Raw genomic sequence first — 25550 nt, 5'->3', positions numbered from 1 at the left:
CGAGCGATGAAACGAGTTGGCCGGACGCAACGATGCTTACGTCAGAACGACTTTTCACCAACTTGGACTGCAGCGGCCACACGGGCCGAATGCCCGCTCGGACGGAATAGACTCGGATCCATGTGTTACGACCAGAACTATCGGCGCCCCAATCGAGCGAGAGAGACCGTCAGTTGAACGTCGCTGAGTTGTTCCGTAAAATTCTGGGCCGCCGGATTCTGGTCGCGTGCGTTCTGATCGCAGCGGTCGTTGCCGCCGCTTTCGGATGGAAGACCGCGGAGACGACGTACTCGACCGACGCCTCTGTTGTCGTCCTGACACCGAACATCGAGACGATCAACCCAGCGGACAACCCACTGCTGAGCCTCAGCAACAACACGGCTCAACTTGCCTCGGTTCTGTCCACGATCATGCAGTCGACGCCGGCCAAGCGTCTGCTCGACGATCTCGGCGGAGGGGTGACCGTCACGATCTCGAACACTGTCGGCGACGTGGCGGCAACCACGCAGATCTCCCCTCAACTCGCCATCAAGGCGGTTGGAAACGATCCCGAGGCAACCCAACGCGCAAGCGCGGCCCTCATCGACTTCGCGACCAAGAACCTCACTCAATTGCAAGACGATGCCAATGTTTCGCCGCCGACCCGAGCGCGGTTGGCGGTCGCCGTCGCTCCGCAATTAGGGACGGCAGTGTCGAACAACGCCACTCGCGCAGCAGGCTCGTACGCATTGGCCGTCGTGATACTCGGCTTCATCTTGATTGCCGCGGCAGACGCCGTGCTCGATCAGCGAGATCGCAGACGCGCGAAGCCGGGCCGACGCCGACGGACAGACGGATCACATCGCGCTGGTTCTGCCGATGAGCAATGGGACTCGGACCTCGATGGCGACGATGACATTTCTGACGCCGACTACCCGTCCGAATTGACGGTCGGCCGATCGGACTATGGCTGGAACTACGACACTGCGGACAAGAGCAGTCGAGAAGTGAACGGGCACAACGGAGCCCGCCAGTTGAGCGACCGGGAAACATAGTGTGGCAAACCAACTCGACAGCGAAACAGACAAACGCGGCGATCGCAAGGGGTGGATCGCGGCCATTGGTGTCGGCACACTAACGCTCATCGCGTACGAAGTCCTGCTGTTGGGCTTCCAACAGAAGTTCACCGTGCCCTTTTCGCACGGCATGAGCCCGGCGAGGCTGCTTGTTTCCACCTGTGTCGTGCTATGGGTCATGACGCGCATCGTTGGCCAGCGATCGGGTGCCAGCACAAAATTCTTCTCCATCGTCCTCGCACTCTTCGCGTTGGGATCGGTAATGTCGTACGCCACATCGATGTGGGGTGGACTGATCCCGATTGCGAGAATCGCGAGCGACGAGTATTTGCTTGCACAAATGCTTGCTCTACTGATCTTCTTCTTCATCGGAGCCGTGATCAGAACGCAGAAGTCGATCGAGTGGGCAGTCAAGGGCCTGGTTATCGGCGGAAGTATCAGCGCGTTTTTCGCGGTCCTCGAATTTGCCACCGGAGTGGATTTTGCGGAGAAACTCACGCTCCCTGGCCTCAAAGCCGCAAGCCCGGACCTTGTGGACGATCTCGTACGCGAAGGTGTACGTCGCGCACAGGGCAGCGCCGGCCACCCGCTGGAACTCGGGGCCGTAATGACAACCCTGATACCGCTCGCAATCGGTATCACGTTTGTGGCGTTCGAATCCGGACGTAAATGGCGACTATGGGCGTGCACTGTCGCCCTGCTGAGTGCCGGCGCAATTGTCAGCGTGTCACGATCGTCGATCATCGCACTCGGTGTCGCACTTTTGATCATGGCGTGGCGCTGGCCCGTCAAACGAGTTTTGATCGCAACAGGCACGGCCGTAGCGTTGACCGCCATCGCTTTCATATCCAACGCGAAGTTGTTGAACGCCTTCGCGGGTATCTTCGGATCGAGCGCGAACGATCCGTCGATCGCATCGCGCGCGAGAGGTCAACAGTATGTCGCCGAGCACTACGGAAATCATCCCTGGTTCGGCCAGGGGATCGGTACCTATCCGATCCTGAACCAGCCTTATCTCGATAACGAGTACCTCGGTCGATTGATGGAAACGGGAATCTTCGGGGTCGCTACTCTGATCCTGTTGCTGGTCACAGCCCTCGGATACGCCCTTGTCGCGGCGCGAAACCATGACATCGCCGAAATGGAATCGACGTCGGTCGCTCGGGGCGGCGGTGAAATCGCACGCGCCATTGCCGCTTCGCTGACCGCGATCATTATTATTAACACGATTCTCGATACATCCGGATTTGCGCAGATCACAGGGATCATCTGGATCCTGATCGGCCTGTCGGCAGCCAGTTGGAGCGTGTCGAAGCAGTCCTTGCGGAGCGCCCGCGACAAAGGAACCGAAGCGCCGAGTCACTGAGCTCGTCGTGACACTGAGCGAGCTGTGACTCGGCCCTTCGTGAAGCGGCGGGCGAACTACCAACCGATGCCTGTGTAGTCGTCACGATCGCGGAGGGTTTCGGCGTCGGGGACGCGGACGAGGTCGATCACAAGCTTTCCCTCGCTTCGCTTTTCGATCACATCCAAGACCGCCTGATCCTTCGAGCCGATGACCAGAACCTCGGAGTGAGCAGCGACCGCCGCAACGTCGTCGGTCAACAACTCACCGATATGCGGGAGACGTTCGTCGATGAACGCGCGGTTCGCACCCATCAGTCGCGACAACGCGACATGCGAATCGAAGATCTGCAAGTCGAAGCCCTTGCCGATCAGGCGCTCCGCGAGTTCGACCAGTGGACTCTCGCGCAGATCGTCGGTTCCGGGTTTGAAGGACAGCCCGAAGATGCCCACCTTCCGACGACCGGATGCGACCACCAAATCGACTGCGCGACGAAGGTGGGTTTCGTTCGATGACAGCAGATTCGCGAGTACCGGAACCTCGACATCGTGGCGTCGAGCCGTATGTGTCAGCGCGCGTACGTCTTTGGGCAGGCACGAGCCGCCGAAAGCGAACCCTGGTCGCAGGTACGCCGGGCTGATGTTCAGCTTCGTGTCAGCGAGGAAGATGTCCATGACAGCGTGCGAGTCGAGACCGACCGCTGCGCAGATCGCGCCGATCTCGTTGCCGAACCCCACCTTGAGTGCGTGGAAGCTGTTGTCGACGTACTTCGTCATTTCGGCTACGCCCACCGGGACTTGAAACCTCGGACCGGGAAGGCCCTCGTAGAGACTCATCACGAGGTCGCCGCTGCGCGAATCCGTCTCGCCCACAACGGTCTTCGGCGGGTCGAGAAAGTCTCGAACGCTGGTGCCCTCGCGTAGGAATTCAGGATTGACACACACACCGAAGTCGACGCCGGCCTTCTTACCCGATGTCTGTTCGAGCAGCGGTATCAAGATGGTCTCGCAGGTTCCAGGCACCATAGTGCTGCGATAGACAACGGTGTGCCAGCGATTTTCTACGGCGAGCGCAGCACCGATCTGCTCGGTCGCTCGCTCCAAGTAATCCGTGGACAGTCCGCCACCCGCGCCGGACGGCGTACCGACACAGACGATCGTCATGTCGGACCGCTTGACCGCATCGACTGGATCGTCGCTCACCGTCAGTTGCCCGGAGTTCACGACCTCGGCAGTCAATTCACCGATGCGCTCTTCGACGACCGGGGCGAGACCCCGTCGCAGAAAGTCCGTCTTTTCCGGATTGACATCGACGCCGATGACCGAAAATCCGCGGGAGGCAAAGCAGGCAGCTGAAACGCAGCCCACGTAGCCTAGCCCGAAGATGCTCAACACGAGGTCGCGCTTGTCAGTTGTTTCAGCAGTTCGCACGTTCGTCACCAATCCGACGTCGTAATGGGCGGGCGTTTCGTTACAGGTTCTGCGAATCCACGGCAATCAACTGCTCCGGACCGCGCAGGATCGATCCGAACACTCATCTCGGCGTCGCCGGCCGCCCATTTCACGTCGACCAGACCGCCACGAATCGCAACCTCGAACGCACGGATCGGCGGTTGCTCGTCCGGTTCCGTCACGATGATCGTTGCGAGGACCACCGGCATGTGGCCGACACAGCCGACCCCGACCAACCACGACTCTTCGCGCGACTCCAGACGATCGGACCACCAGCCGAGGTTCGACTTCTGATCGCCTCGAATTTCGTAGGGGACGGCCTCGATGTTCGCCGCATGGTCGATCCGAACAACAGACTGCCCATTCCGGCTCACCCGGTGAGTGAGCCCGTCCGCACGGACGTCCAGCGACGGGTGGAGGGGCCATGCGGTCCGAACCTCGTGCCGCCCGACACCGGAAATCATGTCGACAACCACCAGCGACATGCCGAAAGGTGGTGCGATCGTCCATCGCCGATGAGTAACTGGTTCATCCAGCCTGATATACCCATCGTGCTCGGCATCGATGACACCGCGGGTGAGGTCTACCGACCGCGTTCGGACTCGCGCATGGCGCGACCACATGAACGGACCCGCCATCACCGATTGATCGAGACCGTCGACCGACAGGGTCGCGTGCGCGCGAGTACTTCGGTGAGCGCTCCTCCAGTCGGGATGCACGTAGTAGCTCCCTGTGCCGGGATCGCCTATCACGGTCTGCCCTTGAAGGCTCAGTGTCATCGCCAGGGCGTCCGCATGGCCGTGGGCCGCGATGGACAAGTAGCCCAATGGGCCGACGTCCATCATGATTCGCCGGCGGTCCGACCTCAGCACCACCACCCCGCCGTCCGACGCGTACATATCGGGGATTGCGGCGCCACCGTCGCTAATTTCGGGCAAAGCACCGTCCGGGGCGAACCAACGTGCACTTATGCTGTCGACGCCTGCACGGCGTGCAATTTCGTTGCCGGTAATCGCAGCCAGCACGCCGAGGTGCTCCCGAACCGACGGCAACTTCGCAACGCCCAGCCGAACGCCGAACCCCTCGTCCGCGTCACCGTATCGGGGTGCTGGATCGTCGTCGCCCATCACCGTCCCGAGGAAGCGCGCACTTCGGTCGATGGCGTTCAACAGGATCTGCGGGGGTCGGTCATCGCGCCGCGCAAGCAACGTCGCGACGATCGAGAAGAGTTCCCCAGTCGAAACCTGGTACCCGAATGCCTGCTCGGCACCGGCGCCGTCCGGGAGTATCTGCTTGTCCGCTTCGCGGGTGAGTACATCCAGAGCCCGCTTCTCCAATTTTGCCGCCGGACAAAGATCTGGAAGCAAGATCGCAGTCGTTGCGAGCCCGACCATCTCGCCGAGGAGATGATTATTGGCAGAGCTGAATCGCGATCGCTCGCGCCAGCAATACTCCGCACTGTAAGCGAGCATGCGTGCGATCCGACGGTATCGATCGGCGGTCAAGCCCGGAGCATCGCGAAGACCCTGCAGCGCAATGGAAACCGAAATGGACCGGATACCCGCTTCGAACGCGCCTCGCCACGCGATTCCAATTCCCGGCGGATTCTGATCGATCCACGTATCCAATTGCTCGAATGCTGCGTCGCTGAACTTCTCGTTTCCGGTGAACAACCAGGCTTCTGCAAGCCACACCAGATGCTGCAGCCGATTGAGCTCCCAAATCCATTTTGGATCTCGGCCGCCTGCACGATGATTGATTCGCCTCGACGGCGAAGTGGGCCAACGAATTCCGGCGACCGGGTCGCGGTGCCAATCGATAGGTGTTTCGAGTTGCACTTCTCCGTGCCCGAAGAACGAAAACCTGAACTCGACCGCGTTCTCGGCGGCTTTCACGATTTCGGCAACCTGGGCTGGAAACTGTCGCTCGATCGATTCGGCGCGTGCGCCGTCCAGCAGCACCGGACGATCCGTCGACGAGCGCAATCGAGCCAGCGCCGCGTCCCAATCCCCGTTGGGTACGAGATCGGTGTCCGAAATCGGACGCCGCGACTCCGATAGAACGCCTCGGGAAACGGATCCAACGCGCCAGACCACCTCTTGCGGCGACATCGTTCTGAGCCGACCGAGATACCAGTCGATCCTTCCCATCAGACCATCCCCGCATCGGGTCGGTGGTCACCGAATCTCGGTGTCATATCCGCGCGAACAAGCGATCGTAGAATCCGAGGAGGTTTTGGCGCGAAACGTCCCAGGACAGCTTCTCCTGCACGCGGGCGCGGCCGAACTCCCCCATCGCGGCCCGTCGGTCCGGATCACGCAGTAGACAATCGATTTCTCGCGCGAAAGCGGCTTCGTCGTTCGACGGCGCGTACACCGCAGCATCGCCCGCGGACACACGTGCCTCGATCAGGTCGAACGAGACGACCGGTCGCCCCATCGCCATGTACTCGACAACCTTGTTCATCGTCGATACGTCGTTCAACGGATTGCGAGGATCTGGAGACAAACACACGTCAGCACTCGACAGACAGGTCTGCAGGAATTCGTCCGAAACCCGCCCCGTGAATTCGACGGAATCGGAGAGGCCGAGTTGCTCGGTGAGACTGACCATTTCATCGAAAGCGTCGCCGCTGCCCATGAAAATGCAATGCAGGTCGTCGCGCCCCAGCTCGAACCGGAGATGCGCCAGCGCCCTCAGCGCATAGTCCACGCCGTCCTGGGGGCCCATGACTCCGATGTAGGCGGCCAAGTAGCGCTTGCCTTTTCGCAGATCCGGATCTGGATCGCGCTGCACGAACCGACTCAGGTCCGGTGCGCTTCGCACCACGGTCACGTGATCGGGATCGACTTTCCCGCGCTCGATTGCCACCCGTCGGTAACTTTCGTTCGTGGAAATTACTCCGGAAGCAGCCGCGAATGTCATCCGCTCGAGAAGACGCGTAACCATGTGGAGAACGCGTCCGCCCCGATTGAATCGCGATTCGAACAACTCCGGCACCAGATCGTGGTGGTCGAAAACGAAGCGAGCCCCCGCAAGTCGCAGTACCAGCGCGACGACGAAGAGTAGATCGGGTGGGTTGCAGGCCTGAACAACGTCGACCCTGCCGCGCGCACGAACGGAAATCGCAAGGCGCAACGTATGCCAGAGGGCAATCGAATATTCGCGAAGGTAGCCGAGCGGCCCACCGGTGGCGGCCCGGAGTGGATACCGAAGAATCCGCACGCCATCTATTTCGACTTCGCGCTCTTGGTCTTGTTTGCCGCCCATCGGACATATCACCGTGACGTTGTGACCCGCGCCAACAAGCGCACGGCTCTCCTGCCAAACTCGACGGTCGAACGGCACCGAGAGGTTCTCGACGAGAATGAGGATGTGCCGAGCCAATGTTCTTCCTTCGATTGGTCCGTAAACCGTGCGGCCGCACGGCTATTGCGTGGTTGACGATACCGAGCTAGACAGTGATTCCTGCGAGTTCGCGATAAAGCCGATCGAACGTTCGGGCAGCGACGTCGGCGTCGAAATCGTTACGTACGCGGTCGAGCGCACTGTTCCCCAAGCGAACACGTAGCGCTTCGTCGCGGACGACCTCGTCCAGTGCTTTGCTGAGTGCGTCGACGTCGTCGACGGGAACGAGAACGCCGCACTCGGTGTCAACGAGGTCCGGGATTCCACCGACGGGGGTCGTGATCACGCACAATCCATTTGCCATCGCCTCCAGCACCGCCATCGGTTGCCCTTCGTTCTGAGACGGCAGGACCAGAATCTGCGCACCTTCGATCAGGGCGGGCACTTCCGTGGGCGACACCCAGCCGTGCACCGTTACGGTGTCACCGATGCCAAGATCCCGCACCAATTCTTTGGCTCGATCGATCTCTCCGTCACCGGCAACTGTCAATGCCGACCGAATATCGGCGACATCGTCGGTCTGCGGCCGGGCCGCCCACGCTCGGAGAAGTGTGAAAGTACCTTTCCGGTCCCCCACAATTCCAAGAAATAGAACATTGACCGGTTCACCGAGAGCGGGTTGCCGAATGGCGGTCTTCGGACGCACCGCATTGGCTACCGAGATGATGTCTGCTTTCGGCGCAATTTCCGACAAGCGCGCGGCCCAGACCGCTCCCAACGCGATGACCATGTCCGATTTTGTCAATGTCTGCCGAATGATCGATTGTATGGGAGTTGCCGATCGATCATAGAAATCATGAAAATCGGAACCGTGAACGTGTAGGACGACTGGAATGCGGAACAGAATCGACAACCACGTCACGACGCATTTGCGGAAGAAGCTTCCGCGTACCGAGACATGTATATGCACTACGTCCGGACGGCGGAGAACAATCGCAGTCAAGAATCTTGCCAAGCCGACCAGATAGGTTGTGATGCGTTTCATCGCCGAGCCATCGCGATGGGTACTTATGTGTTCGACATTCCAGTCCGCCCACAGAGCGGTTTCCCTCATGGTCCTAACAAAAGTCGCAATACCACCACGGGTCGTCATATCGGTGGAAACCCACACGGCTCTTCTCTGCGGCACGCCGCAATAATAGCCGATAACTCGCCGACGCGTGACGCCGATCTCTAGCGCAGCACGGGGAAGGTTCGATATTGCGAAAGTATGTCTTCGCGCCCGCGGCGATCGGCATCGAAGAGACCGAACTGGTTTTCGGGGTGATCATCGAGATCGTATCCCGACCAGGCCAGCGCACCGACACAGCCGTCAGCTCCCTTCACCAGCCGTTTGACTCCGTCGTATCGTGCAATTCGGTCGGCAGGCGCGGAATTCATGGCGATACCGAACTCTCCGATCAACAACTCTTTGTTGCGACCCCAATCAGTACTCGACAGTCGCTGAGCATCCGATGGATCAGGGGTGTAATAACAATGGATACTGATGAAATCGCTCAGCAGATCGGTGTAAATAGAACCGTTGCACCATACGCCGACTTTGTCGATGCTTCGCGAGTGAGTGATCGGCTTACCGGAAATACTTCTGACTACCTCACCAAGATGCTTTATCGTATCTTGCCACTTCTCCGGTTGGTTGTATGTCGTGACATAGGCAGACGAATATTGCGCGCTCGCTTCGTTGGTGATGTCGACACCGATCACCGGCGCATACGAGGACAACAATTTTGCCCACGATGAATACAGCGCCTCCGCCTTGGCCCACGTAGTTGCACTTCCCCAATGGCCGAGGTCACCACCACAGGGAAAGACATACAAGTCCTGTTCGGTTGCATAGTCGAGCAGTTGTTTCCATCTGTCCATGTATTGTTGCTGAGTGATCATTCCCGAAGTGACAACGTGGGTATTTCCGATCAAGCGGATCGCATTAGCGCCTGCCGACTTCGAATCATCGACCATCGGCTTTATCCACGTCGACCAATCCCAGGTCTGCCAGAGCCCCGCCCATACGCTCGGCGTATAGAAATGTTGCTTTCCTGGATTGATATTCACCCCCCGCAGCCGATCCGTATTTCGAACCAACGTGGCAGCGGGGGTTACGCTAAAGGGACGGATACCGTCGTGTTGACCACGATTCCGAGAAGAACCACGTCTCCTTTGAAGGTGTCATCCGGAGAATCGCCTTCCCGAGTAAGTTTCAGTTGCAGACAGGGCGATGTGTGATTGACCATGAATTCGCCCAATCGTGTCCGCACAGGCGACTTGGGCCTCCCCGGAACCGGAACAATTGCCGGCCGCCACGGCGCGCCGCTCGAATCGTCGTCGATGGCCAGAGCGTCCTCGAACCACGACACTCCACCGACCCACCGAACATTGCCCTCGCCGGGTCCCTCAGTGGTCCAGATCAACTCGATCGAGATCGCAGAGGCACCTGAATCCGCCGCGAACGTCGTGGTCGCCGTCGCTCCCGACTTCGGGAACGGAACTGCCGGCCAATTAGCGCGGATCTCGGGAGCCTGTCCGCCGATCATGAACGACGCAGCCGACACGAATTGGCTGTCCGGTTTGCCGGAAGGTCCCGAAACAACGGCGGACGCACTCGGCAACGCCAAGGCGGTAACTGCACTGGAACCGATTCCAAGCCCCAAAGCACCGAAGATCATCTCACGACGCCCTAGGGATGGCTTCGACCGAGATGCAGCACGCTGCGCATGCTGCGCATGGTGTCCGTGACTGCCGGGGGTCACAGGGCGACGGGGGGCCACCGGGCCGCTGCGAGTGACCGGATCACGGGGAGCAACCGGATCACTGGGGGCCACCGGATCACTGGGGGCCACCGGATCACTGGGGGCCACCGGATCACTGGGGGCCACCGGATCACTGGGGGTCACGGGGTTACTGTCGTTCACTTTGCTCCCACGATTCATCACGCCTACTTGGCGGGAACATCTCGATAGATCGAGACGATAGCAGCAGACTCTGAGAATCTCGGATCGAGATCGAGTGAGCCCACCGCAGCTCACGGATCGCTCGATGGGGTTGGCGGGTTGGGGGTACATTACGCGCATCAATAGCCAGCGTTAGGACTGCGATGCGCCCTTCCAATCCCGTACTTCAGCGAATGTCAGCGCGAGCCCGTCGGTTGGCGACCCGCGCTACGCCATTCCACCGAGCCCGCCTGCGATTCAAGTCGCGCCAGGACATCTTCTCGGGGGTCTACGAGTCGACGGCGTGGGGAAGCGACGAATCCGGTTCCGGCACGGGCTCCGAACTTCGCGCAACCGCGAACATCAGAGAAGAACTGCCCCGTTTGCTGACCAAGCTCGGCGCTGAAACCTTGCTCGACGCGCCGTGTGGAGACTGGAACTGGCTGAGCCAGATCGAATTGCCCGTTTCACACTATTTCGGAATCGACATCGTCCCTCAGGTAATCGCGGCGAACAACGCAAAATACGCAAGTGCCGCGCGAACGTTTACTGTGGGAGATCTCGTCGAAGACTCACTTCCACGCGCGGACGTCGTCCTCTGCCGAGATTGCCTTGTCCACGTTTCTTTTCAAGACGCGCGCGCGATCTTGGACAACTTCCGTCGCTCCGGGGCAACGTGGGTACTCATCAATACATATCCGGAAGTTACGAGTAACCACAACCAGCTCACGGGCCCGGAGTGGCGTCGACTCAATTTTCACCTTCCCCCGTTCAACTTTCCTGAACCAGTGGAAACGATCGCTGACGGCGGGCAGGTCGATCCAAGCCAACTGGCGCTCTGGCGCCTTGCGGATCTTCCACAGTTCGGTTCGTGAGTCGGGCTTTCCGATCAGCCGGGCAAGTCGAATCGGGCGCTACCAGTACTTCTTCCAGTCACCGATCAGCAACGGCTTGCGCCGCCCCCGATCCTTCTCCGCTGCATCTTCGGCGGCTCTGATACGCCTCGCGAACGCGAGCGCTGACTTGCGCAGTTCTTCTTCCGCGCTACCCGCACCGCCGAGGGTCACGGATCTCAGTGCGCTCGGCACCAGTTCCTTCGGGAACCCCGCCTTCGCGCTGCGATCGAGAATCTTCTCGGCCAGGGCAAGGGCAGGCTGGGCCAATGCGATGCCGTCCATGCAGGATCGGCGGGCTTTCTCGGCCGTCTTGCGCTCTTCCCACGCCCGTTCCTGGGCGCGCACATCGATCGGCGCAACCTGGACGTCACCCAAATGTGGGCTGCGGTGGGCAAGCTTCGCGACGAGTGTTGCCGCGACGTCGTCGACCGTGAACGGCTTGTCCGACGCCTGCGCGATCCGCGAGTGGAACAGCACCTGCAGCAGCAAGTCGCCCAACTCCTCCTTGATGGTCACCGGTTCCTCGGCGCCGATCGCGTCGAGCAGTTCGTAGGTTTCCTCCAGCAGGTACGGCCGCAGCGAGTCGTGCGTCTGATTGACTTCCCAGCCGCCGTATCCCCACAGGCGGTCCATGACCTGCACAGCTTCCACCAGCTTGCTGCCCGCGGCCGACGCCTGCGCAGAGATCACCGTCTCCCCTGCGGCGATCCGCGCGACCACCGTTTCGTTCTTCGGGTCGGTACTGACCAAGACGCCGGCCGAATCGGTGTCGCGGGCTCTCGTGAGCCGCCATCGCACCGATACCGGCACCTCTTCGGTGAATTCGACCGGGTCACGCAAGAATTCGATGGCATCGAGCGGAACCATGGTGGGGTGCAGCGGATCCAGCAGGATCACTGTCATCGTTGCTCTCCCCCGCCGGCTTTCACATCGACCGTTCCCGGTGCCTTTCCGTCGAGGGTCAGCAGCACGTCCGCGACGAACTGCAGCAACTCGATATCGCGTACCCGGTCTGCCCCGATGCCACCGTTCGCGACCCTCGGCAGCGGCAACTGCACGACGCCCGTGGTAGCCCGATAGGCCGCACTCGGGTAAAGACGCTTGAGCCGCAACTGTTTCGAGTCCGGCAGCTCCATCGGCGAGATCTTCAGCTGGGTTCCCGCGACACCGACGTCGACGATCCCGTACTCCCGGCACAGCAGCCGCAGTTTGGCAACCGACACCAGTCGGCCGACCTCCACGGGCAACGGACCGTATCGGTCGACCAACTCGTCGACCACGGCTGCAATGGTGTCGTCGTCGGTGACCGATGCCAACTTTCGATACGCCTCGAGCCGCAAGCGATCGCTCGTCACGTAGTCCGGCGGAATGTGCGCATCGACGGGAAGATCGATGCGCACCTCCTTAGGAGCTTCGTCGGTGGTGATCGGCTTGCCGTCTGCGGCAGCGCGATACGCCTCGACCGCCTCACCGACCAGTCGCACGTACAGATCGAACCCGACGCCCGCGACGTGTCCGGACTGCTCCGCACCGAGAACGTTTCCGGCGCCACGGATTTCGAGGTCCTTCATCGCCACTGCCATACCAGCACCGAGGTCCGAGTTCTGCGAGATGGTGGCGAGCCTGTCGTAGGCGGTCTCGGTGAGCGGCTTCTCCGGCGGGTAGAGGAAGTAGGCGTAGCCGCGATCACGGCTTCGCCCGACGCGGCCGCGCAGCTGATGTAGCTGCGAAAGGCCGAGCGTGTCGGCACGTTCCACCAACAGCGTGTTGGCGTTGGAGATGTCGAGTCCGGTCTCGATGATGGTGGTGCACACCAACACATCGAACTCGCGCGCCCAGAAACCCGCGACGGTGCTTTCCAGCGTGTCCTCGTTCATCTGCCCGTGTGCGACGACGACCCGCGCCTCCGGCACCTGATCGCGAATCCGCTTGGCCGCCTTGTCGATCGAGCTGACGCGGTTGTGTACGTAGAACACCTGGCCGTCGCGAAGCAGCTCACGGCGAATCGCTGCGGCAACCTGCTTGTCGTTGTATCCGCCCACATACGTCAGGACAGGGTGGCGCTCCTCCGGCGGCGTCAGGATGGTCGACATCTCGCGAATACCTGCGAGGCTCATCTCGAGCGTTCTCGGAATCGGCGTCGCCGACATCGTCAACACATCCACGTGGGTACGGAGCGCCTTGATGTGTTCCTTGTGCTCGACGCCGAAGCGCTGCTCCTCGTCGACGATTACCAATCCGAGGTCTTTCCACCGCACACCGGTCTGCAACAGTCGGTGGGTGCCGATCACCACATCGACGGTGCCGTCGGCCAGTCCGTCGAGAGTCTCCTTCGATTCCGGGCCGTGGGTGAAACGCGACAATCCGCGAACCGTGATCGGAAAAGCCGCCATCCGTTCGGTGAACGTCTGCAGATGCTGTTGCGCCAGAAGCGTTGTCGGCACCAGCACGGCTACCTGCTTGCCGTCCTGGACCGCTTTGAAGGCCGCGCGCACCGCGATCTCGGTCTTGCCGTAGCCGACGTCGCCACAGATGACGCGGTCCATCGGGACCGCCTTCTCCATGTCCGCCTTCACTTCGGTGATGGCCGTCATCTGATCGATCGTTTCGGTGAACGGGAACGCGTCCTCCATCTCCTTCTGCCACGGAGTGTCCGGAGCGAACGCGTGACCGGGAGCAGCTTGGCGTGCCGCATACAGCTGCACCAGCTCGCCTGCGATCTCGCGAACCGCCTTGCGCGCCTTGCGTTTCGTGTTCGCCCAGTCGGATCCCCCGAGCTTGGACAGGCTCGGCATCTCGCCACCGACGTAGCGCGACAACTGATCCAGAGAATCCATCGGCACGAACAGCCGATCGCCCGGATGTCCACGCTTGCTCGCCGCGTATTCCACCACCAGATATTCGCGACGCGCGCCGCCGATCGTGCGTTCGACCATCTCGACGAACCTGCCGATGCCGTGCTGGTCGTGTACCACCATGTCACCCGACGTCAACGCGAGCGGGTCGACTTGATTGCGACGCTTGGCAGGCAAGCGTTTGCCATCGCCTGCGGCCGCCGCGCGATTACCGGTGAGATCGGCTTCGGCGATGATCACCAGTCGTGCACCGGGCAGAATCAGCCCGTCGTGCAACGACGCGCACAGCACACCGACCGCGCCTTGCTCCGGCTCGGCACCTGAATCCAGCTGTGCTGCTGGAACTTCCGCGTCGCGGAGACGTTCGAGAAAGCGTTCGGCAGTGCCATGACCCGCAACGACGATCGCCGCCCGACCGCCGGTCGTCACGTGTGCACGCAACATCGCGAAGATCGTCGCGACGTCCTCATCGGCGCCACGCGCGGTGGGCGAATGCTGCACCGCCAACTCGACCTCGTCGTCGCTGCCGGAGGCAAGAGGACTGATCGTCCACCACGGATGATCGTTCGCTTCGGCGCTGTCACGGACCGTCTGCAGCGACCGGTACGCCGATGCGCCGAGATCGAGATCGGCGCCCGCAATGGTGGAGGTATCGATCGGGGCTGCCCCGCCGATCGACGCCGCCGTCCAGGACGCTTCGAGAAATTCTTGGCCGGTTCGCACCAAGTCGGCTGCGCGAGTTCGGATCTTCTCCGGATCACAGAGCAACACATGCGAACCCGCGGGCAACACCTCGGTGAGTAGTTGCAACTTGACCGGTGTCAGGACGGGAAGCAGCGCCTCCATGCCCTCGACAGGAATGCCGGACGACAACTTGTCGAGCATCTCGACGAGCGCGGCATCGGCTTGATTCGCTTGCGCGAGTTGGCCTGCACGATCCTTGACCTCGTCGGTCAACAGCAGTTCACGACACGGTGGTGCGATGACGGTGTCGATGTCGAGCTCAGCCAACGACCGCTGGTCGGCGACGGAGAAGGCACGAAGTTCGGTGACCTCGTCGCCCCAGAACTCCACGCGCACAGGATGATCCGCCGTCGGTGAGAACAGGTCGAGGATGCCGCCGCGAACCGCGAACTCACCGCGCTTACCCACCATGTCCACGCGGGTGTACGCGAACTCGACCAGTTGCTCGATCAGTCCGTCGAAGTCGTGTTCGGTGCCGACCCGCAACGCGATCGGCTCGATGTCGCCAAGTCCCGGTGCCATCGGCTGCATCAGCGAACGCACGGTACTGACGATCACCCGGAGCGGTTCGCCGTAGTCCACATCGTCTGGACGAGCCAAGCGGCGCAGCACTTCGAGACGCCGACCGACCGTGTCGGCACCCGGTGAGAGTCGCTCATGCGGAAGCGTTTCCCACGACGGGAACTGCGCGACCCCCGCGCCCAGGATCTCGTTCAGCTCGACCGTGAGGTCGTCGGCTTCCCGACCGGTCGCCGTGACGAGCAGCACCGGCGCTTTCGCGGCCACCGTCGACGCGAGAAACGGGCGGACAGCGTTGGGGCCCACCAGTGTCACGCCCGATCGACCGATCAGCTCGGTGACGCCGCTGAGTGAGTCGTCGGCGCAGGCAACAGCGGCCAATCCCGCCATCGGCGGACGAATGGAAGGCAACAGCTGGCTCCTGAACCCCGGGCACGACACTTTTCCGCCGCAGAAGGACGGCTCACCACAATTCTATGAGTGACCGCACGGACCGTGCCCGTCGCCCCTGTCAGGGCTCGTAGCGCTGCAGTCTGCGAGCGGCGAACTCACGGAAGTAGGACAGCTTGCCCTCGGGCACCAACGACGGCAGCAGGAAATACCAGAGGCGCTCCATGCGGCTTGCCATCTGTCCTAGGGTGTCGGTACCGACCGCGACGATGTGCACACCTGCGGTCAGCTCCTGCCACAGGAGACCGACCACATCGGGATCGAGATCCGGTGACAGGTCGCCCTGCTCGATGGCCCGCTCCGCCAGAATGCGATGGGTGTCGCCCCACAGCTTCGCGATGCTGTCGCCTTGCGTGCCGCGATAGTCGCCGATCTGATGGTTCAGCTTGAGCATTGCGCCCACCATCGGATCGTTGACCGTCAGGTCGGCAACAACGTAGGAAATGCCGATGCACGCTTCGAGTGCCGGAACACGGCTGTCGAAGAATCCCTTGCACGCCGCGGACAGACGTTCGTTGCCTTGATCGACAACGGCGCGCGCCAATTCTTCTTTCGATCCGAAATGGAAGTACAGCGCACCCTTGGTGACATTGGATTGCGCGATGATCTCGCTCAGGCTTGCATTCGCGTAACCGAGCCGTAGAAACACATCGGCGGCACCGGCGAGCACCGAGTCGCGGGTGATCTCCGCGCGTGCTTGCCTAGCCATCAGCTCCGCCTCGCCGTCCAGGTACCGAAGTGCACACAAAGGTTGGGTGAACCGTACCACCGGTATGTATGGAGCCCGTGCGTTCTCGCATCAGTTCGAAGCTCTCCTTTACCGTTTGCGTGGACCGACAGGTTTAGCACTGTATACATCTAGATTTTCATTCGGAACCGAGCCGTGGTTCGGACTCCAAATTGGTCAACCCGTTCCAACACAAATTGACCAGGTGTGCGGCGACAACTTCTTTCGGCAAAGTGCGTTCGTCCAACCACCATGTCGCGGTGGTCGACACCATTCCGACAAGCGCTTGAGCGTACAGCGGTGCGAGCGCTGGATCGAGTCCGCGACGCGAGAAGTCACCGGCAAGAATATGCCCTACCTGGCGAATTGCATCGTTGAGCAGACTCGAATACGTGCCGTCCTCGGCTGCGAGCCGTTGGTCACGAACCAAGATTTTGAAGCCGTCGGTGCGATCCTCGACATAGGTCAGCAACGCCAAGGCAACCCGTTCCACCCGTACTCGGGACCGGTTCTGCGTGAGCGACGACGTGATCATCTCGAGCAGCGTGGACATTTCGCGATCGACCACGACGGCATACAAACCTTCTTTGCCACCGAAATGTTCGTAGACAACCGGTTTGGACACTTGGGCGCGTTGCGCGATCTCTTCGACCGACGTTGCGTCGTAACCACGGTCGGCGAACAGCGATCGAGCGATCTCGATCAGTTGGCTGCGGCGCTGGGTGCCGGTCATTCGGGTGCGGTGGGCCCGTTCCGGCGGGCGAGCGGGATCAGTGGGTCGCGACACCGGCAACTCCCCTGCTCGCCCCGATCATCGGTACCGTCCCTTCGCGGGACACAAGGATATTGTGTCCGTCGACAACCCTAGCTACCGGTACGTAGGAATTACCGCATCGGTTCGACGTACGGAGCGTCGGCGTGCGAGGATCGTCATCGCTATAGCCCGGTGATTAGCCGCTTTGCTGCACAGCGCACTACAGTCGAGCGGTCCGCCGGTCTGCGATCCGCCGTGGTGTAATGGCAGCACCTCTGATTTTGGTTCAGATAGTTCAGGTTCGAGTCCTGGCGGCGGAGCGAGACTTGTCTGGCAACCATGTTGCCGACAGCAGTCCTAGCGTCCAGTCGAGGGAGCTTCATGCCACAGCAGACCGCCGTCGTAGTACTGGCTGCGGGTGCCGGGACTCGAATGCGATCGAAGACACCCAAGGTGCTGCATTCTCTCGGTGGTCGCACGATGCTCGAACACGCCCTGCACGCCGCACACGACATCGCCCCGAACCAGCTGATCGCCGTCATCGGACACGACCGCGAGCGCGTCGGAGCTGCGGTCGCCGAGGTGGGCGAGCATTTGCAACGCGATATCAAGACAGCTGTTCAGGAAGAGCAGCTGGGCACCGGCCATGCCGTGCAGTGCGCGCTCACCGTCCTCCCGAACGACTACGAAGGCGACGTCGTCGTCACCGCAGCCGACGTTCCACTACTCGACAGCCACACCCTCGGCGCTCTGCTCGACGAGCATCGCAGCTACGCAGAGCGCGCTGCCGTCACCGTCCTGACTTTCGTTCCCGACGATCCGAACGGCTACGGGCGGATCATTCGCGATGCTGCGGGCGAGGTGACGGAGATCGTCGAGCACGCCGACGCGACGCCTGCGCAGGCCGCGGTCACCGAGGTGAACTCGGGTGTGTACGTGTTCGACGCCGCGGCACTGCGCGATGCGATCGGACGGCTCAGCACCGCGAACGCACAGCACGAGCTGTATTTGACCGATGTGCTGAAGCTGGCGCGTGAGTCGGGTCAACACGTCTACGGCGCGCAGATCGCCGATCCGGCCAAGGTGACCGGCGTCAACGACAGGGTGCAGCTGGCCGAGGCCGCTCGCGCTCTCAACGGCTACATCGTCGAACGCCATATGCGTGCGGGTGTGACGATCATCGATCCGACAACGACGTGGATCGATGTGAACGTGAAGATCGGCCGGGATACGACGCTGCTTCCTGGCGTGCAGCTACTCGGGGCCACCGAGATCGGCGAGGACGCACACGTCGGCCCCGACAGCACCTTGACCGACATGACGATCGGCGACGGCGCGTCGGTGATTCGCACGCACGGCGAGGCGTCGACGATCGGACCGAAGGCCAACATCGGACCGTTCGCGTACCTACGCCCGGGCAGTTCGGTCGGCAACTCCGGCAAGCTCGGCGCCTTCGTCGAGACCAAGAACGCGCAGATCGGCGCCTACTCGAAGGTTCCGCACCTGACGTACGTGGGCGACGCCACCATCGGCGAGCACACCAACATCGGTGCGTCGAGCGTGTTCGTCAACTACGACGGCGTCTCCAAGAACCGCACGGTGATCGGCTCGCACGTGAAGACGGGAAGCGACAACATGTTCGTCGCTCCCGTTCAGGTAGGCGACGGCGCGTACAGCGGAGCGGGCACCGTGATCCGCCGCAACGTTCCACCGGGGGCACTTGCGGTCAACGGGGTGGCGCAGCGCAATATTGAAGGCTGGGTTGCACGGAAGCGGCCCGGAACACCGGAAGCTCGGGCAGCATCTCGAGCCCTGGAAGAACAACAAGTCCCACAGAATAAGGATGGCGAAAACCAGTGACCTCGACGTTCTCGGTCGACAACCAGAAGAGCCTGATGCTGTTTTCGGGCCGCGCACATCCTGAGCTCGCCGAACAGGTCGCCAAAGAGCTCGACGTCACGGTTACGCCGCAGACCGCACGCGACTTCGCCAACGGCGAGATCTTCGTCCGGTTCGAGCAGTCGGTGCGCGGATCGGACGCCTTCGTTCTGCAGAGCCACCCCGCACCGCTGAACACCTGGGTGATGGAACAGCTGATCATGATCGACGCGCTCAAGCGCGGATCGGCGAAGCGCATCACCGCAGTGCTGCCCTTCTACCCGTACGCCCGCCAGGACAAGAAGCATCGCGGTCGCGAGCCCATCTCGGCCCGCTTGATCGCCGATCTGCTCAAGACCGCGGGTGCCGATCGCATCATCACCGTCGACCTGCACACCGACCAGATCCAGGGCTTCTTCGACGGCCCGGTCGATCATATGCACGCGCACACCCAGCTGGCCGAGCACATTCGCGCCGGTTACAACCTCGACCACATCTCGGTGGTCTCCCCCGACTCCGGCCGTGTGCGCGTCGCGGAGAAGTGGGCCGACTCCCTCGGTGGTGCGCCGCTGGCGTTCATTCACAAGACCCGTGATCCGCTGGTGCCCAACCAGGTCAAGTCCAACCGCGTCGTCGGTGAGGTCGAGGGCCGTACCTGCATCCTGATCGACGACATGATCGACACCGGCGGCACCATCGCAGGCGCCGTGAAGGTGCTCAAGGAGGCAGGCGCGGGCGACGTCGTCATCGCAGCGACCCACGGTGTGCTCAGCGATCCGGCGGCCGAGCGGCTCGCGAACTGCGGCGCCAAGGAAGTCATCGTCACCAACACCTTGCCGATCAGCGAAGACAAGAAGTTCGACCAGCTGACCGTCCTGTCGATCGCCCCGCTCCTGGCTCGCACCATTCGTGAGGTCTTCGAGAACGGCTCGGTCACCAGCCTCTTCAACGGCAGCGCGTAGGCCGTTCGGCGGCCCGTCGTGTTCACCGGGATACCGATCGCTGCACTCGACTTCTACGAAGACCTCGCTGCTGACAACAGCAAGGCCTTCTGGACGGCGCACAAGCACGTCTACGACGAGTCCGTTCGCGCGCCGATCGAGGCGTTGATGGCAGCGCTCGAACCGGACTTCGGTGCCGCGAAGATCTTTCGGCCGTACCGCGATGTGCGGTTCGCGAAGGACAAGACGCCGTACAAGACCGCACAGGGCGCGTTCGTCGGCACCGCGCCCGGTCTCGGCTACTACCTGCAGATCGATGCCGCGGGCCTCTACGTCGGGGGTGGCTTCCACCACTCCGAGACCGAACAGGTCGCGCGGTTTCGAGCGGCGGTGGACCACGACGTTCGCGGTGCCGAACTCATCGCGCTGATCGACGAACTGGAAGCCGCCGGCTACACCATCGGCGGTGAGCAACTCAAGACCAAACCCCGCGGATTCGATGCCGACCATCCACGGATCGATCTGTTGCGCCACAAGTCGTTGACGGCGGGCAAGGCCTACCCGTCACCGAAGTGGCTGGACTCGACGCGCACGCTCAAAGAAGTTCGTAAGTCATGGGAAGCCATGCGCCCCTTGGTCGAATGGGTTTCCGCCGTCATCAAGTAGGGCGGTCATCGAGTAGCTAGCGCTGCGCGAGCACCAACGCGAACCTGTCGTCGGTGTCGGTCCAGATCTTCTGCGTCCCGAAGCCACTGGCCGCAAGCTCGTGCTCGATTCCGTCGATACGGAACTTGGCGGAAATCTCGGTGCGTAGTTGCTCGTGGCGCGCGAACTCCACGGTCAGATCCAGATCGCGGATGTGAACTGTCATGTCGGATTCCGCCTCCAAGCGCATCTCGATCCACTCGTTGTCCGAGTCCCACAGCGCGACATGACGAAACCGTTCTGGAACGAAATCTGCGTCCAAGCGATCGTTGAGAACGGACAGGACGTTGCGGTTGAATTCGGCTGTGACGCCTTGCTTGTCGTCGTACGCCGGAACCAGCACGTCGGGTTCGATCACCAGCCCGACACCGAGCAGCAGCTGCTCGCCCGGCTCCAGCACCGCATACACGCTGTCGAGGAACTCCTTACGCTCTGCCGGGATCAGATTGCCGAGCGTGCCACCGAGGAACGCGATCATCCGTCGGCCACCGGACGGCAGATTGTGCAATGTGTCGGTGAAGTCGCTGACGACGCCGTGCACGCGAAGCGAGGGGAAATCCGCGCTGATCTGATCGGCGGCGCCTTGCAGTGCGGTCGCCGATACATCCTGCGGCACATACTGTTCGAGCGTCCCGTGCTCGGTGAGCGCATTCAGCAGCAGCCGCGTCTTCTCCGACGATCCCGAACCGAGCTCGACCAGAATCTCGGCACCGCTCGACGACGCGATGTCTGCGGCGTTGGCCCGCAACAGTTCCCGCTCGGTGCGCGTCGGGTAGTACTCCGGCAGTTCGGTGATCTGCTCGAACAGCTCACTGCCGCGAGCGTCGTAGAACCACTTGGGCGGCAGCCACTTCGGTGATGCTGTCAACCCGGCGCGCGCATCCCAACGCAACGCTTCGGTCATCTGCGCATCGGACAGGTGAACTTCGAGAGTAGGGGCAGTCATGTCTGTCCTCCAGGTCAGAGAGATTCGATCGCCAGGTTGCCGGGTTCCGCGATCACGACACTGCGATCGGGAATGCTTTGCCAATCAGAATTGTCGTCCACCGGTTCCGATGCGACGGTCACGCTTGCGTCGTCGACCAAAACCGACAACGAGTGGTAACAGGTTGTCGCCCAAAGCATCTCGCCGTTGGAAAGCAGCAGATTCAACCGAGCATCGGGTGCGACGGCCAGCACCGTGTTCACTACTGCTCGTATCGCGGCCGCGGGTTCGGCCGTGGCGAGCGAATCGCGCAGCAGGAGCCACAAGGCCGCGGAGTCGGTCGGCGCCTCCAACTCCAGCGAGTGCGCCGCCGCCAGCGTTGTTCGCCAGTTCTGTACGACGCCGTTGTGGCTGAACGCCCACGCGCCGTCGACGAAGGGAGCGCACGCCTCGCGCGACACCGGCATGCCCGCCGTAGCGGACCGCACAGCGGCCACCACCGCCGTCGATCGAAGCTGCGGCAACACCTCGTCCACAGCGGGGTCCGACCAGATGGGCATCGGATTGCGATACCGCGACGCCGCACCGTCGCGCCACCAGGCAACTCCGAAGCCGTCCGCGTTGATGGTGCCGCCACCGCGCATCTCGTTGGGCGCCCACGATTGCGTGCGCAGCGAATGGTCGCCGCGCGTCAGCGGTTCGCGCACCGGCACGGCGGGACCGATGTAGCCGAGGTGTCGACACATCAGTTCCCGGCACCGATCTCGTCGGGTGAAACGTCTCGCGCGCAACGGAATCCGGAGAAGATCTGCCGACGTATCGGATGATCCCAGTTGCGGAAGGTGCCCCGACACGCGACCGCGTCGGTGCCGAACGACCCGCCGCGCAACACCTTGTAGTCGCCGCCGAAGAACACCTGCGAGTACTCGGCGTACGGGAACACCTGGAATCCGGCGTAGGGCGTGAAATCCGACGACGTCCACTCCCACACATCGCCGATCAGCTGATGGACGCCCGCGGGCGACACTCCGTCCGGATACGCGCCGACGTCGGCCGGTTCCAGGTATTGCTGACCGAGATTCGCCAGGTGGTCGGCGGGATCGTCGTCGCCCCAGGGGAAACGACGCGAGCGGTCGCTCGTCGCGTCGTATCGAGCCGCACATTCCCATTCGGTTTCGGTCGGCAGCCGTTTGCCTGCCCATCGTGCATAAGCCTCTGCCTCGAAGTAGCACACATGCATCACCGGCTGTGCTGGTCGCAGGGGCGCTCGCACCCCGAATCGACGCCGCGACCAGCCATCGTGATCGCGTTCCCAGAACTGCGGCGCAACCAAACCCGCTTCCACCCGATGCGCCCAGCCGCGTTCACTCCACAGCTCCGATCTGCAGTAGCCGCCGTCGTAGATGAACGCGAGATACTGTTCGTTCGTGACCGGTGCAGCGTCGAGCGCGAATGCCTGCACGTGCACCCGATGCGCAGGGCGTTCGTTGTCGAGCGCCCACGGATCCGTCGACGTGCCCATCGTGAAATCGGCTGCGGCGAAAAGGATCTCACCTCCTACCTCACGTGCACTGCGCGGCGGAGCCGGTGCGTCGAGCACCGCAGGACCAGTACGCAATTGATGGGTCGCCAGCATGGTCTCGTCGTGCTGCTGCTCGTGCTGCGCGATCATGGCAAAAGCGAATCCGTCTTCCTCGAGGCGACGTCCGCGCAAGGGGCTGCTGTCGAGAATGTCCCAGACCTTGTCACGGACCGTGCCCACGTAACGCCGTGCCTCGAGCGGACTCAGCAGCGGCAGTTCTGGTCTCGCGGAGCGTGCGTGCTGGAACGCGTCGTAGAGCTGATCGATATCGGCGCGCACGGGTTCGCGACCGCCGAGATCGCGGACCAGCCACAGCTCTTCCTGATTCCCGATATGTGCGAGGTCCCACACCAGCGGGCTCATCAGCGGGGAATGCTGGGCAATCAAATCCTGGTCGTCGACGCTGCCGGACAACGCGTCCGTCCGCGCTCGACTGCGAACCAGGACCTGCTCCAACTTGCTGCGCAGCAGTTCGGTGTCGTTCATCTGTCCTCCTCCGCAGGCGTTCGGCCACGACGGCAACGATCGGCCGCCGCATCGAGTTGTTCGGTGCCACCCGTCGATGTCGAGCTTGCGGCAGCGAGCAGCAGCAGATCCTCTGCCGCCGTTCGTAATTCAGGATCGCCGAGACCGTGTTCGGCAGCCTCCCACCAGCGCTGCGCGGTGCCCGCCGCAACTGCAGTCGCCTCCGCGATCACATCGGGCCGAGACAACAACGCATCGATCGCGAGGATCGGCACCGACCACGATCTGCCGGGCTGCGCATCGATGTAGCGGACCTCGAGATGACCGTTCGCGCGAACCGGCGGAAACAGCGTGGTGAGGTGATACGCGAGATCGCGGTGGTCGGGCCTGCGGCCCAACTCGTCGTCGAGCGCACCACCGAGCCAATCGGCGAAGGTCGCGTCCGGCGGTGCCGCCCAGTTTTCCTCCGGTCCGCGAACCACGCACATCAGCGGCACATCGAGTGCCCACCGTGCGTATGCGGCGATGGGATCGGCCGTGCCGCTCGGCGGCGCGGACGTACGCGCCCTGTCGAGGTGTAGCCACGATCGCATTCGTTGCGAAGCCCATGTGCCCTCGGGTGCTCCAGCCATGTCCGGTGAGCATGCGAACGCCGCGATCAAGGCGGGTCCGATCGCGTCCAGGGCCGTCCACCGGGCTGCGACTTCGGCAACATCACGGCCGGCGTCGACGCTCACCTGGGTGGCGGTGGTGTTGCACATCATCAGTGCGCCGTACGGGCCGATGTGCGCGAACCGTTCCGCCATCGCGCAGTAGCGGGGCAAAGTGAGCAGGCGTTGCGGGGACCGATCGGCATCCGCCGCAGCGGCGATCGTATGAATGGACTGCGACGCCAACAGGTCGCGTAAGAATCGTGCATCGTCGCTCAACCAGCGACACAGCTGCTCCGCCGAATCACTCGGAGCGCTGGAGATCTCTATCTGGCCGCCGGGTTCGACAGTGACGTAGCTTCCTCGTGGCAGCGGCCGCGCCGACGAGGACGGAGCGATGGAAGTGGGTGCGTAATCGCCGAGCGCTGACGCAAGCGTCTTCAGCTCGGGCCTCGTACAGTCACCGTCGCTCCTCGCGGTGAGCCATTCGAGTTCGGCACCTATGAGTGTGGGTGGGCCGAGCTTGAAGCAGACACCACCGACGAACGCCTCTGCTGCAGCCCGCGTCGTGAGCAGCGCGCTGTCCAATGCCATTGCCATGATGACCTCCGATCGACGGTGCCAGAAGTGCTGTCAGCGATGGTAGACACCGCCACCGACACAAACCTCCGTCACGCGAGTGGCAGCGGAGACGTTCACCCTTTCGTCACAACTTCCACTTGCTCGCGCACCCACGTCATGTCGGCAAGATGGTGAACTCCCTCGTGCATTGCCTGCCGGACGAGCCATCGGGACGTGCGGATCTCCTCCGGCAATCTGCTCACGGTGCGATTCCAGTCCTTTACCCGGTCGACCTGGTAAGCAAACCCGTCGACGTTGTGTTCCAGCTCCTCGAGAACCGAGTTCGCTTCCAGGTCGTTGTAAGCGAATCGATGCGCACGCAGGTCATTGAGCATCGGCTCCACCGCGGGCCGATCTTCGTGTTGGGCGCGATACAGACGAATCGTGAACGTGGCGTAGACATCGCGGATGTGGCAGAGGTACTCCAACATGGACCACGAATCGTCTGGTCGGAGTTGCAGGATTCGCCCCGAAACCAGTTCGACGTTGGCCCGTGCAAGCTCAGGAACCGCCTTGATAATGGTGAGTGCATCGTCGATCTCGATCTTCGTGTAATCGATGTTGCACTCGGCGCACCAGTGGTCCTCGGCCGCCAACGGCGGCAACAACTTCCGCAACTCCTCCGAGCTCGTCTCGCTGCCCACCAAACCAG

At 62.2% G+C, this 25550-nt stretch carries 21 protein-coding genes and 1 tRNA gene; 7 read left to right on the top strand and 15 right to left on the bottom strand.

Annotation, left to right across the window (positions count from 1 at the left end; genetic code table 11):
- The first annotated feature begins 173 nt into the window (after positions 1–173).
- Positions 174–1034 (top strand): hypothetical protein, encoded by an 861-nt coding sequence (locus tag FOY51_RS04515; protein ID WP_149429018.1) that lies wholly within the window; start codon positions 174–176, stop codon positions 1032–1034.
- A 199-nt stretch (positions 1035–1233) separates the two neighbouring features.
- On the top strand, positions 1234–2421 hold the full coding sequence (locus tag FOY51_RS04510; protein WP_214633059.1) for an O-antigen ligase family protein: 1188 nt from the start codon (positions 1234–1236) through the stop codon (positions 2419–2421).
- Between the two features lie 56 nt (positions 2422–2477).
- On the opposite strand, the gene FOY51_RS04505 is transcribed toward FOY51_RS04510, so the two are convergent.
- The 6 genes from FOY51_RS04505 to FOY51_RS04480 form a co-directional block, all read right to left on the bottom strand.
- Positions 2478–3830, bottom strand: coding sequence for a nucleotide sugar dehydrogenase (locus FOY51_RS04505; protein ID WP_149429016.1), 1353 nt, complete (start codon positions 3828–3830; stop codon positions 2478–2480).
- A 5-nt stretch (positions 3831–3835) separates the two neighbouring features.
- The gene (locus FOY51_RS04500; protein WP_149429015.1) at positions 3836–6001 is read right to left on the bottom strand and encodes an alginate lyase family protein; all 2166 of its coding nucleotides are present in this window, start codon (positions 5999–6001) and stop codon (positions 3836–3838) included.
- Positions 6002–6044: 43 nt separating this feature from the next.
- Positions 6045–7238 (bottom strand): glycosyltransferase family 4 protein, encoded by a 1194-nt coding sequence (locus tag FOY51_RS04495; RefSeq protein WP_149429014.1) that lies wholly within the window; start codon positions 7236–7238, stop codon positions 6045–6047.
- A gap of 67 nt (positions 7239–7305) precedes the next feature.
- Complete coding sequence (locus tag FOY51_RS04490) at positions 7306–8244, bottom strand: glycosyltransferase family 4 protein (protein ID WP_235916112.1); 939 nt, start codon at positions 8242–8244, stop codon at positions 7306–7308.
- Between the two features lie 188 nt (positions 8245–8432).
- Positions 8433–9311 (bottom strand): cellulase family glycosylhydrolase, encoded by an 879-nt coding sequence (locus tag FOY51_RS04485; protein ID WP_149429013.1) that lies wholly within the window; start codon positions 9309–9311, stop codon positions 8433–8435.
- 44 nt (positions 9312–9355) lie between these two features.
- A complete protein-coding gene (locus FOY51_RS04480; protein WP_149429012.1) occupies positions 9356–9922 on the bottom strand; it encodes a hypothetical protein in 567 nt (188 codons plus the stop codon).
- A gap of 479 nt (positions 9923–10401) precedes the next feature.
- On the opposite strand from FOY51_RS04480, the gene FOY51_RS04470 reads away from it, so the two are divergent.
- Positions 10402–11061 (top strand): methyltransferase domain-containing protein, encoded by a 660-nt coding sequence (locus FOY51_RS04470; RefSeq protein WP_149429011.1) that lies wholly within the window; start codon positions 10402–10404, stop codon positions 11059–11061.
- A gap of 39 nt (positions 11062–11100) precedes the next feature.
- Here the strand turns inward: FOY51_RS04470 and FOY51_RS04465 are convergent, their stop codons facing one another.
- From FOY51_RS04465 to FOY51_RS04450, 4 genes are all read right to left on the bottom strand, one after another.
- Positions 11101–11985, bottom strand: a complete 885-nt coding sequence (locus tag FOY51_RS04465; RefSeq protein ID WP_149429010.1) for a nucleoside triphosphate pyrophosphohydrolase — start codon at positions 11983–11985, stop codon at positions 11101–11103.
- Entirely contained in the window at positions 11982–15590 is a 3609-nt protein-coding gene (mfd, locus tag FOY51_RS04460) for a transcription-repair coupling factor (protein WP_149429486.1), read from the bottom strand. The genes FOY51_RS04465 and mfd overlap by 4 nt, the downstream gene beginning before the upstream one ends.
- 121 nt (positions 15591–15711) lie before the next feature.
- Positions 15712–16359 carry a TetR family transcriptional regulator gene (locus FOY51_RS04455; protein WP_149429009.1) on the bottom strand — a complete coding sequence of 216 codons (648 nt, stop codon included), beginning with the start codon at positions 16357–16359 and terminating at the stop codon, positions 15712–15714.
- A gap of 157 nt (positions 16360–16516) precedes the next feature.
- Positions 16517–17110, bottom strand: a complete 594-nt coding sequence (locus FOY51_RS04450) for a TetR/AcrR family transcriptional regulator (protein WP_149429485.1) — start codon at positions 17108–17110, stop codon at positions 16517–16519.
- 270 nt (positions 17111–17380) lie between these two features.
- Here FOY51_RS04450 and FOY51_RS04445 point away from each other — a divergent pair.
- The 4 genes from FOY51_RS04445 to FOY51_RS04430 all read left to right on the top strand — a co-directional run bounded on the left by FOY51_RS04445 (position 17381) and on the right by FOY51_RS04430 (position 20616).
- Positions 17381–17451, top strand: a tRNA-Gln gene (locus tag FOY51_RS04445).
- Positions 17452–17512: 61 nt separating this feature from the next.
- Entirely contained in the window at positions 17513–18991 is a 1479-nt protein-coding gene (glmU, locus tag FOY51_RS04440; protein ID WP_149429008.1) for a bifunctional UDP-N-acetylglucosamine diphosphorylase/glucosamine-1-phosphate N-acetyltransferase GlmU, read from the top strand.
- A complete protein-coding gene (locus tag FOY51_RS04435; RefSeq protein ID WP_149429007.1) occupies positions 18988–19971 on the top strand; it encodes a ribose-phosphate diphosphokinase in 984 nt (327 codons plus the stop codon). The genes glmU and FOY51_RS04435 overlap by 4 nt, the downstream gene beginning before the upstream one ends.
- 18 nt (positions 19972–19989) lie before the next feature.
- Positions 19990–20616, top strand: a complete 627-nt coding sequence (locus tag FOY51_RS04430; RefSeq protein WP_149429006.1) for a DUF2461 domain-containing protein — start codon at positions 19990–19992, stop codon at positions 20614–20616.
- 16 nt (positions 20617–20632) lie between these two features.
- On the opposite strand, the gene egtD is transcribed toward FOY51_RS04430, so the two are convergent.
- The 5 genes from egtD to FOY51_RS04405 form a co-directional block, all read right to left on the bottom strand.
- The gene (gene egtD / locus FOY51_RS04425) at positions 20633–21601 is read right to left on the bottom strand and encodes an L-histidine N(alpha)-methyltransferase (RefSeq protein WP_149429005.1); all 969 of its coding nucleotides are present in this window, start codon (positions 21599–21601) and stop codon (positions 20633–20635) included.
- Between the two features lie 14 nt (positions 21602–21615).
- The gene (gene egtC, locus FOY51_RS04420; RefSeq protein WP_149429004.1) at positions 21616–22326 is read right to left on the bottom strand and encodes an ergothioneine biosynthesis protein EgtC; all 711 of its coding nucleotides are present in this window, start codon (positions 22324–22326) and stop codon (positions 21616–21618) included.
- On the bottom strand, positions 22326–23648 hold the full coding sequence (egtB, locus tag FOY51_RS04415; protein ID WP_149429003.1) for an ergothioneine biosynthesis protein EgtB: 1323 nt from the start codon (positions 23646–23648) through the stop codon (positions 22326–22328). Before egtB ends, egtC begins: the two co-directional genes overlap by 1 nt.
- A complete protein-coding gene (gene egtA, locus FOY51_RS04410; protein WP_149429002.1) occupies positions 23645–24877 on the bottom strand; it encodes an ergothioneine biosynthesis glutamate--cysteine ligase EgtA in 1233 nt (410 codons plus the stop codon). The genes egtB and egtA overlap by 4 nt, the downstream gene beginning before the upstream one ends.
- 95 nt (positions 24878–24972) lie before the next feature.
- Positions 24973–25542, bottom strand: a complete 570-nt coding sequence (locus FOY51_RS04405) for a DinB family protein (RefSeq protein ID WP_235916111.1) — start codon at positions 25540–25542, stop codon at positions 24973–24975.
- Positions 25543–25550 lie beyond the last annotated feature (8 nt).

Source organism: Antrihabitans cavernicola, assembly GCF_008297975.1.
Lineage (GTDB): Bacteria > Actinomycetota > Actinomycetes > Mycobacteriales > Mycobacteriaceae > Antrihabitans > Antrihabitans cavernicola.
This window is presented reverse-complemented; position numbering and strand designations above follow the sequence as displayed.

Coding starts and splice junctions, on each gene's coding strand:
- FOY51_RS04465 (WP_149429010.1), bottom strand. CDS start 11,985: ATGACAGTGATCCTGCTGGATCCGCTGCACCCCACCATGGTTCCGCTC.
- FOY51_RS04500 (WP_149429015.1), bottom strand. CDS start 6,001: ATGGGAAGGATCGACTGGTATCTCGGTCGGCTCAGAACGATGTCGCCG.
- mfd (WP_149429486.1), bottom strand. CDS start 15,590: ATGGCGGGATTGGCCGCTGTTGCCTGCGCCGACGACTCACTCAGCGGC.
- glmU (WP_149429008.1), top strand. CDS start 17,513: ATGCCACAGCAGACCGCCGTCGTAGTACTGGCTGCGGGTGCCGGGACT.
- FOY51_RS04455 (WP_149429009.1), bottom strand. CDS start 16,359: ATGGCTAGGCAAGCACGCGCGGAGATCACCCGCGACTCGGTGCTCGCC.
- FOY51_RS04480 (WP_149429012.1), bottom strand. CDS start 9,922: ATGATCTTCGGTGCTTTGGGGCTTGGAATCGGTTCCAGTGCAGTTACC.
- FOY51_RS04490 (WP_235916112.1), bottom strand. CDS start 8,244: ATGAAACGCATCACAACCTATCTGGTCGGCTTGGCAAGATTCTTGACT.
- egtA (WP_149429002.1), bottom strand. CDS start 24,877: ATGGCAATGGCATTGGACAGCGCGCTGCTCACGACGCGGGCTGCAGCA.
- FOY51_RS04510 (WP_214633059.1), top strand. CDS start 1,234: ATGACGCGCATCGTTGGCCAGCGATCGGGTGCCAGCACAAAATTCTTC.
- FOY51_RS04450 (WP_149429485.1), bottom strand. CDS start 17,110: ATGACCGGCACCCAGCGCCGCAGCCAACTGATCGAGATCGCTCGATCG.
- egtD (WP_149429005.1), bottom strand. CDS start 21,601: ATGACTGCCCCTACTCTCGAAGTTCACCTGTCCGATGCGCAGATGACC.
- egtC (WP_149429004.1), bottom strand. CDS start 22,326: ATGTGTCGACACCTCGGCTACATCGGTCCCGCCGTGCCGGTGCGCGAA.
- egtB (WP_149429003.1), bottom strand. CDS start 23,648: ATGAACGACACCGAACTGCTGCGCAGCAAGTTGGAGCAGGTCCTGGTT.